General features: G+C 49.9%; 5 protein-coding genes. 4 read left to right on the top strand and 1 reads right to left on the bottom strand.

The window, feature by feature from the left end; all coding sequences use genetic code 11:
- The first annotated feature begins 119 nt into the window (after positions 1-119).
- The 4 genes from AACP44_RS07670 (at position 120) to AACP44_RS07655 (ending at position 6513) form a co-directional block, all read left to right on the top strand.
- Complete coding sequence (locus AACP44_RS07670; RefSeq protein WP_339339909.1) at positions 120-2339, top strand: TonB-dependent receptor; 2220 nt, start codon at positions 120-122, stop codon at positions 2337-2339.
- 126 nt (positions 2340-2465) lie between these two features.
- Positions 2466-3398 carry a peptidylprolyl isomerase gene (locus AACP44_RS07665; protein ID WP_339339908.1) on the top strand — a complete coding sequence of 311 codons (933 nt, stop codon included), beginning with the start codon at positions 2466-2468 and terminating at the stop codon, positions 3396-3398.
- Positions 3395-4393, top strand: coding sequence for a HupE/UreJ family protein (locus tag AACP44_RS07660; RefSeq protein WP_339339907.1), 999 nt, complete (start codon positions 3395-3397; stop codon positions 4391-4393). The genes AACP44_RS07665 and AACP44_RS07660 overlap by 4 nt, the downstream gene beginning before the upstream one ends.
- Before the next feature lie 92 nt (positions 4394-4485).
- Positions 4486-6513 carry a DUF3604 domain-containing protein gene (locus tag AACP44_RS07655; RefSeq protein ID WP_339339906.1) on the top strand — a complete coding sequence of 676 codons (2028 nt, stop codon included), beginning with the start codon at positions 4486-4488 and terminating at the stop codon, positions 6511-6513.
- Positions 6514-6599: 86 nt separating this feature from the next.
- On the opposite strand, the gene AACP44_RS07650 is transcribed toward AACP44_RS07655, so the two are convergent.
- Positions 6600-7475, bottom strand: a complete 876-nt coding sequence (locus tag AACP44_RS07650) for a crotonase/enoyl-CoA hydratase family protein (protein WP_339339905.1) — start codon at positions 7473-7475, stop codon at positions 6600-6602.
- Between the last annotated feature and the right edge of the window lie 128 nt (positions 7476-7603).

Below are 7603 nucleotides of genomic sequence, written 5' to 3'. Positions count from 1 at the left end.
AGAAGTACGATAAGTGATTGGTTGACCGAAGATGATTCATGTATATTTACTGGTAAGTCTTATAGTCTGGTAATCTACGGATAAAACAAAACAATAAATAATTGTGTCGGGAAATAATTATGATAAAAATTAAGCAGCGTGCTTTCGCGGTAGTTTTTGCAATCGGAGGGGCTAGTTCTGTTGCCCACAGCGCAGCACTCGAAGAGGTGATTGTTACTGCCACCAAGACCAGTGCTAGCTTGCAAGACGTGCCAGTGGCTGTACAAGCCTTCAGCGCAGAGAAGATTGAAGAAGCAAATATTAATAATGCCAATGACGTGGCAATGATGACACCAAGCTTGACGGTGACCAGTAATACCACCCCTTTTAACACTAAACTCTCGGTTCGAGGTCTGGGTACTCCGCAAAACGATCCTGCACTGGAGCCCGCGGTCGGTCTGTTTGTGGATGGTGTTTTTCTAGGCCGCTCTGGCCTGGGTATGAGCGATCTTACCGATATTGAGCGTATCGAAGTTCTACAGGGCCCTCAGGGAACGTTATATGGTAAGAATACCAATGCCGGCCTGATTAGCGTGGTGACCAAGCGCCCTAATTTTGAGGAAACAGAAGGCTTTATAAAGGTTGAGGCCGGAAATTACCAGATGCGCAAGTTGACCTTGGCGAGCACTGGTCCGTTGAATGATACGATGGCCTATCGTCTGTCGAGTAGTATTCATCAGCGTGATGGTTATCTTGAAAACGCTGTTGGGCCTGATCAGAATGACGCTGATGACTGGAACGTGCAGGCAAAAATGATGTGGGAGCCCAATGATCGGCTCACTGTATTGCTAAGTGGTGCTCGTACCGCTCGCAATGCTAATTGTTGTGCGCCGGATGTGCTTCATAGTGAAGAAATGTTAGGTAAGTTAGATGAGTTGGATATTGAAGGTTATGCGCGCGACGAAGACCCAAATGATCCCTATGATTACAAGATAGCGGTCAATCAGCCCAGTGCCTTCCAAACGGAATCTGATCTGGTTTCCCTGAAAATTGACTATGATCTGGACTGGGCGCAGTTGACTGCGATAACCGGTTGGAATGATCACGAATATACAACGGCTGGGGATTCCGACCGAACTCCACTGGATATACTCTACACTGAAGGTCAATATGGTGCGGGTAACAGCTTGTCACAGGAACTGCAGCTGACGGCTAGCCCTAGCGATGTCATCGATTATCAGTTGGGTCTGTTTTATTACCAACAGGAAATTCAGCGGGGTGATGGTGGCCCCTTTGCTTTTGTCGGTAGCGATATTGATTCTTCAACAGGAAATGCCAAATCGGTTGCTTTACCGGGTGATGAGCTTGTTGGACAGCATATTTGGGATAGCGATACCTTTGCCGTTTATACTCAGGTTACTTGGCACCTTGGTGAGCGTTTGCACTTGACCGGCGGCCTGCGTTGGACAGAAGAAACTAGGGAGGCTCGCCTATATCTTGAGAGTTTTCCTGTTGAGCGCCCTGAGGGTGATGAAGCTCAGAAAGAGTATTTTGCTTCTATAACAACGGAAATTGATACCAGAAACAATCCTTTAAAGCGCAACTCTGAAAATGTGGACTGGATGCTCAAAGCGGCCATGGATGTTGGCGATGCCAGCATGATTTACATCAGTGCCGCAACGGGTAGCAAGTCAGGTAATTTTAATGGCGTCAACGGTGCAGCGGATGAGCGTGAATTTGACGATGAAGACACGCTGAGCTACGAGTTAGGTCTAAAGTCCGACTTGCTCGATAATAGTGTGCGCCTTAATATCGCCGTCTTTCAAACTGAAATCGATAATTATCAAAGTCAAAAAGCCAGTGAAGACGCTGATACTACTGGTACGGTTGTTGTAAACGAGGATGCTGCGGAAATATCCGGGGTTGATATACAGTTAGATGCGCGGCCGTTGCCGAATCTGACCCTATCTGCCGGTTTGTTATACCTTTACAAGTACGAGCTTACCGAAACGGCGCGGCCTCTCAATCATGCAGCAGATTTCAGCGGTAATCTGGCCGCTACCTTGGTTTTCCCGCTGGCTGACGGCATGCTATATCTGCGTGGCGATTATGCCTATCAGGGTGAGCATGTTCATACCGGCGTTCCGCAATTTTCGCCCTTGGATGTTAGTGATAGAGAGCTTGTCAATTCAAAGATTGGCTGGCGTAATGAGCAATGGAATATTTCGATCTGGGGCAAAAACCTGACCGATGAAGCCTATGCTAGCGCCTCGACTAGTTATAGTGGACTTTCAGGCCAAAAAATGTTCTTCCTGACACCTCCGAAAACCTATGGTGCGACCTTGCGCTATAATTTCTAAAAATTCGCCACAGCCCCTGATATATAGGTCGGGGGCAGGTGAAGCAATCAGGCTTTGGTTGGCGACAAATCAAGTTTGAACGCATAATTGACCACACCCTTTTAATAAATTGAGTAAGTATTGTTGATGGCTTGGTTGACTCAATTAAACAAGCCTTGGCTGCATTTTTTGTTGCTGGGAATTGTTTTTTTTAAACTGCAGAGCGTGATCTTACCCGAGCCCAAAACAGTGATTGGACCAGTCGAGGGAGCCCGGCTAGAAGCATTGCAACAGCAATGGTTTACACTGACCGGCCAACTGCCCTCGCCAAAGCAGACGGCAAAATTAATCGCCGATGAGCTAGATCGTGATGTCCTCTTTCAGCGTGCTCTTGAGCTTAATCTCCACCTCCGTGACAGCATTGTCTATGATCAACTGCTCCGCGATATGCGCTTTTTGGGTTTGGCAAAGGGCAAAACCGATGACGCATTGTTTCAACAAGCTCTGGCAATGCGTCTGCATCTGAGTGACGAGATTGTTAAGCGGCGACTTATTCAGCACATGCAACAGCGGTTATTAATAGACAATCCACCCCCAATGCCCAGCCAAACCCAAATTGCAGAGAAGTTTGCGATTAGCAAGCAGCAATATCGCAGACCGCCGCGCTATTCCATTGAGCACTTGTTTTTTAATGCTGAACGTGAGGCAGAAGTGGAGACTGTTATTGCCGAGATTCAGCGGCAGCGCCTCGATGCTAAGGCGGCCAGACATTTAAGTTCTCCTTTTATTTCGGGTAATAAATTTGTGCTTCAGACGCCCGACCAGTTGGCCAAGTACTTTGGCGCCGGCTTTGTGTATAAGCTGGAGAGGGCAGACCCCGTTGTCGGTCAGTGGCTTGGACCGATTCATTCTAGCTACGGCTTGCATTATGTATGGGTCACGGCGATTGAACCCGGCCGTGATGCTCGATTGGACGAGGTTATATCGCAATTGCGCAGTGATCTGGAGGCTACAGCGCGCAGCCAAGCTCTGCAGCATGCCATTGCCGCTTTGCGCAAGGATTACGAGGTGAGGCTGTGATATTTTATCTGCGGATCATAGTGGGTCTGCTAATGATGCTATTAGCCTACACGGCTCAGGCTCATCTTTTTGCTCCCTCGTTACTAAAGGTGGTGGAAACCCAGCCGTACTTATACAACGTAGTCTGGAAAACTCCGGCCAAATCCACCAGCACTATTCCTTTGCAGCCTGTCTGGCCGGATCATTGTAAGGTTCAAGCTGAAAGCCCGGCGTGGATGGAAGGCACGGGTATTGTCTCTAGTTGGCAGTTGGTGTGTGACCAGTTGGGCAAGCAAGGCTTGGTTGGTCAGGTCCTGAGCGTTTCTGGGCTAGGGGCAAATCAGGTGTCCGCCATGGTGATACTTAACTTGCTCGATGGTCGCAATTACCAACAGGTATTGACCGCACAAGCCCCTGAATTTCAGGTGCCGGTTGAGCCTGCCCAGAGCCGGGTAATAACCGAGTATTCAGTACTGGGGGCGGAGCATATTTGGGGCGGTGTTGATCACCTGATGTTTGTTTTTGGTTTGCTGTTACTGGTTGGGGCTGGTATGCGGTTAATTGCTACCATTACGGCATTTACGGTGGGCCACAGTATTACTTTGTCACTGGTGACACTGGGTGTGTTTAGCTATCCAGTGCTGTTGGTGGAATTCACCATTGCCCTGAGTATTTTTATCTTGGCTCTGGATCTTGCCCGTAGTGACCAGGCGGGATTATTTCGTCGCTCTCCTTGGTGGCTAGCCGGAGGTTTTGGTTTGTTGCACGGGATGGGGTTTGCAGGTGCTTTGGCCGAGGTCGGTCTGCCCCAGAATAGCCTACCTTTGGCCCTACTGTTTTTTAATATCGGCATAGAGGTGGGGCAAATTGTTTTTGTTCTGTTATTACTCGGTGTCTGGCAGCTGGTTAAGCGTCCACTATCGGGTTGGCAGCAACGTTTGATGCCGGTGCCTGTTTATGCCTTGGGCGGGCTATCTGCCATGTGGTGCATTGAGCGTGGGCTGCTACTTTTGTGATCAGTTAACCCTAATAAATCGGCAGGGGACGTGATTAATCGGTTAGTTAACGTTTAAAAGCGTGTCTAACAAGAAAAAATAGAGAGCATAATATGTTAAAGAAAGTCGGTTTAAGCGTCATTGTTTTGTTACTTCTGGCGTTTGGTTTTATCTGGCTCAAATTACTGCTGCCGTTGCAGTTATCAGCAGATAAATATGGCCCAGATACGGCTGGCCGCGATTATGCCTTACAGGACGACAGTCGTATAACCTTGCCCGCGCCGCAGGCAGCCAGTTATCAATCAGCGCCCAACCCAGATATGAATTTGTATTGGGGTGAATTGCATCTTCACACCGCCGAAAGTTTTGATGCCGCTCTATTAGGTAACCGGCTGAGTATTGAAGATGCTTATCGCTTTGCCAAAGGCGAGCCACTCACTGTTGCCGGCGATGAGGTTATGCAGCTTAGCCGCCCCATTGATTTTGTGGCGATCACCGATCATGCTGAAGGCTTTGGCACCCGTACCCACTGTGATCAGCCAAATCTATCGTTTAGTGAGCGAGCTGCTTGCTGGCTGGCTAATGAACCCAACCCAAAGATTTTTCAAATGTTGTCAGGGGCGGTGCGTGGTACCTCGGTTCCCGGTGATCCATCAAAACCCGCGGGCGTCTATCAACAAACAACTCGCCAACCCATTGCCCCCGGTTCTTTCCCGACCTGTAAATTTGGCGATGGTGCGTTCGAGCGGTGCATAAAAAACGCCGCCTCCGATTGGGCACGCTATATCGAGCTCGCCGATAAATACTATGAGCCGGGTATATTGACCACGCTAATTGCTTATGAGTTTTCGCCAGGACTGCCCGATCAGGGTAAGCATCACCGCAATGTTATTTTTCGCTCCAACACGGTGCCTGACCGAGCCATTTCAAGTTTTGATGTGCCCAATGCCATTGAACTTTGGAAGGGGCTTGAGGCTGGCTGTGGCGAAGGTTGCGATTTTCTCACCATACCGCATAACCCCAACAAAGCCTGGGGCCTAATGTATTCACGCTACACCTGGGATGGTCAGGAATACGATCAGGCCGATTGGCGGCTGCGGCAAAAGCGCGAACCATTGGCAGAAATTTTCCAGATTAAAGGGGCGCAGGAGTGTGCGCTTGGTGTTGGCGCTACCGATGAAGAATGCGCTTTCGAGCAGGTATTTGACCCTTGCCAGCCGGGCGAAAAGACCGGTTGTGCGTTCGAAACAGGGTTTGTTCGTCAGGGACTAAAGGTCGGTTTAGAGCTTGAACGTGAACTGGGATTCAATCCACTGCAAGTCGGCTTTGTTGCCGCTACCGACAGTCATAATTCCAACCCCGGTGATGTCGAAGAATGGGATTTTCCCGGTGCAGCAGGTGCAGTCACCTCGTCTGCGATGCGGCGCTTACGTGAGGACGTGGTGGAAGAGGCCTATAAATCCACTACCCGGTTTAATACATCAGGTGGACTTGCCGCGGTTTGGGCGCCAGAGAATACCCGCGAGGCAATTTTTGATGCGCTAGCTCGCCGTGAAACCTATGCCACATCCGGCCCGCGCATGGCGATGCGTTTCTATGCAGGCTGGGGTATTAATCAGCTAGTGCTGAATGATCCCGAAGCAATTCAGTTGTCAATGGCAAAAGGTGTGCCGATGGGTGGTGTGCTATACCCCGACGCGAACCAGCAAAACTCCCCCGGCTTTTTGGTCTGGGCGACCCGGGATCCACTTGATGCGCCGTTGCAGCGGCTGCAAGTGATTAAAGGTTGGCTCGATGCTAAGGGGCAGGCCCACGAAAAAGTGGTTGATATCGCCTGTGCTGATGGTTTGACAGTTGATCCTGCAACACAGCGTTGCCCGGATAATGGCGCAACGGTGGATCTTAATACGTGCAATTACAGTCAGGGCTCTGGCGCCAATGAGCTGAAAACGGTTTGGCATGACCCCGACTATGATTCAACTCAGAGTGCTTTCTACTATGTTCGTGTACTGATGAACCCGACCTGTCGCTGGTCAAGCTATGACGCTATCCGCCTAGGACGCGAGCCGGACGCGCGCGTGCTGCCAACCATTCGTGAGCGGGCATGGACAAGTCCGATTTGGCTTGACCCTAAAGGGTGATAGTGTAACGGCAGTTAAGATAAACAATAACTGCCAGCCACCGCGCTTAAGTGGTTCGCTAATCGCGCGGTTCATTGTTTGCTGAATCACTCCCACCAAGGGTAAAAATCGGGCATATCCTTATCAATAGTATCGATGTAATTGGCCTGGCGTTTCTCAAGAAAGGACGCCACCCCCTCCTTGCCACTGCCGATACTGGTGTAGAACATCGCTAACGAATCAACTTTGTGCGCTGTCATTGGGTCCGGCTGGGCCGCGTTGCGGTACATCATTTGTCGGGTTAGGGCGATAGCAACCGGACTGTGGGAGCTTATTTTCGCGGCGATGCGGTAGGCTTCATCCAGCAATTGCTCAGCTGGTACCACAGCCTTCAAAAATCGGCCCGCCAGCGCCTCATCGGGCTTAAGAATATCGCCGCTATAAGCCCACTCCAATGCTTGCGAAATACCGACAATGCGAGGTAGAAACCAGCTGGAACAGGCCTCTGGTACGATGCCGATTTTATTGAACACAAAGCCAATACGTGCGTGTTCTGACGCCAATCGAATATCCATAGCGCAGGTCATGGTAGCACCAATACCCACGGCGGCGCCGTTGATGGCTGCGATCACAGGTTTGGTACAACGGTAGATGGCAAGGGTAACTCGGCCACCGGTATCGCGTACACCGTTAACGATATCGTCTTGCTCCAGTTTTGTTTCCATATCTTCCATAGTAGGGCGTAGCTGTTCGTTGAGGCCAAAGACATTACCGTCGACGGATAAGTCCATGCCGGCACAAAAAGCCCGGCCAGAACCGGTAACAACAATGGTGCGCACCTCGTTATCGGCACTGGCCCGATCAAAGGCATGCACCAGTTCTTCTGCCATTTCAACGGTAAAAGCATTGAGTTGTTCGGGACGATTAAGGGTTAGCGTTAGAATAAAATCCTTCACTGTATAATCGAGTGTATTGTAAGTCATCACGCATCCTTGGTTGAGTCAGTAAATTGAGTTAACTGCCAGTCAGTGTGTCTGCAAGCGATAATTCAGCGATAGCAGGTATTGTTGGATAGCTAGCTTATGGTGTGTGGCCCTTAATGAAGCAAGCA

The sequence above is a fragment of the uncultured Oceanicoccus sp. genome (assembly GCF_963968385.1).
In the GTDB taxonomy this organism is placed as follows: domain Bacteria; phylum Pseudomonadota; class Gammaproteobacteria; order Pseudomonadales; family Dasaniaceae; genus Oceanicoccus.
The sequence above is the reverse complement of the archived record's forward strand: the minus strand, read 5'-3'. Positions and strand labels throughout refer to the sequence as shown.